Genomic DNA, 1,723 nt, shown 5'->3' with positions numbered 1-1,723 from the left:
TAAGGTCCGTAACTTGCAGAAATTGATGCTCCGTTCCCGCAGTAACACGCTGGTCAGCGTGCGGCGGGTGACGGAGGTCAACGCTGGTCGGATGACGGCCGGGATCGACGGTCAGGTGGCCCTGACCGACACCGACAAGACATCGCTTGCGCTGTGGATTGAGCGGGAGTCGACGGCTTGGCGGGCCTGGCCGGTCAAACGAGTGTTCATCCCGAAGGCCAACGGGAAGCAGCGCCCACTGGGCATTCCGGTGATCGTCGACCGCGCCCTGCAGGCGCGGGTCGTCAACGCGCTGGAACCAGAGTGGGAGGCACAGTTCGAGCCGAGGACCTACGGTTTCCGGCCCGGCCGTGGCTGCCAGGACGCGATCGCGGCGATCTACCTGACGGTCAACGGGCGCAACCCGCACCGGCAGTGGGTGCTGGACGCGGACCTGGCAGCGGCGTTCGACCGAATCGATCACCAGCACCTGCTCGCCATGATCGGATCGTTCCCCGCCCGGGGCATGATCCGGGACTGGCTGAAGGCCGGCGTGGTCGACCAGGGCCGGTACGCCCCAACGGACGAGGGCACCCCGCAAGGGGGCGTCGTCAGTCCGTTGCTGCTGAACGTGGCGCTGCACGGGATGGAGCAGGCCGCCGGGGTCCGATACCGCAAACTCGGCACAGAAACCGTGCTGGCGAAGGACTCCCCGGCATTGATCAAATACGCCGACGACCTCGTCGTCCTGTGTCACTCCCGTGACCAGGCCGAGCAGGTCAAGACGCGGCTCGCCGCCTGGCTGACGCCCAGGGGTCTGGCCTTCAACGAGGACAAGACACGCATCGTCCACGTCGAGGAACACGGCTTCGACTTCCTCGGGTTCAACGTCCGCCGCTACGACGGCAAGCTACTGATCAAGCCGAGCAAGGCGGCCGTGAGACGGATCCGGCAACGGCTACGCGCGGAAATGCTCGCCCTGCGAGGAGCCAACGCGCAGGCCGTCATCCGCAAGATCAACCCGATCGCGCGGGGATGGTCGGCCTACTACCGGACGGTGGTGTCCAGCCAGGTCTTCAACGCGCTGGACAACTACATGTGGAAGCTCACCTACAAGTGGGCCAAGCACAGCCACCCGAACAAACCGAAACGGTGGATCGTCAACCGCCACTTCGGCCAGTTCAACCCCGCCAGGCAGGCCAAGTGGGTGTTCGGCGACCGCGATAGCGGCGCCTACCTCCGCAAGTTCGCCTGGACGAAGATCATCCGGCACCAACTGGTGGCGGGCACATCGTCTCCCGACGACCCGGCCCTCACCGAATACTGGGCCACACGGCGACGCCGGGGGCCACCCCCGCCGATGGACCGCTCCGCCCTACGCCTGCTCAGGGCACAGGGCGGCCGCTGTCCGCTCTGCCGGGACTACCTCCTGCACGCCGAACACGAACCGCAAAGCCCCCAGGAATGGGAGCAATGGGCTCGTGTCGTCCACCGGGCGACCGTCAAGCAGCACATCGTCGTCCAACACGGGCAAGGCACGCCGGATGAGCTTCAACCCCGTCTCCTGCACGCACACTGCCGACCGCGGCACACCGCCGCACCCAGCAGTCCAGCACCCACACCTGCACCTGCCGACGGCCCTTCAGGGCTTGCTTGAGCCGGATGCGGGGAAAGCCCGCCCGTCCGGTTCTGAGGGGGCTCCGGCGCAGCAATGCGCCGGAGCTACCCGACAGGCCGAAACCAC

At 66.9% G+C, this 1,723-nt stretch carries 1 protein-coding gene; it reads left to right on the top strand.

Translation table 11 applies throughout. The features are described from left to right. A partial coding sequence (gene ltrA, locus ABGB16_RS33610) for a group II intron reverse transcriptase/maturase (RefSeq protein ID WP_347672080.1) occupies positions 1-1,636 on the top strand: 1,636 nt, incomplete at its 5' end. Positions 1,637-1,723: the final 87 nt, after the last annotated feature.

The organism is Micromonospora sp. B11E3 (genome assembly GCF_039871625.1).
Classification (GTDB): domain Bacteria; phylum Actinomycetota; class Actinomycetes; order Mycobacteriales; family Micromonosporaceae; genus Micromonospora.
Note: the sequence above shows the minus strand (reverse complement) of the source record. Positions and strands in the feature narration are given on the sequence as shown.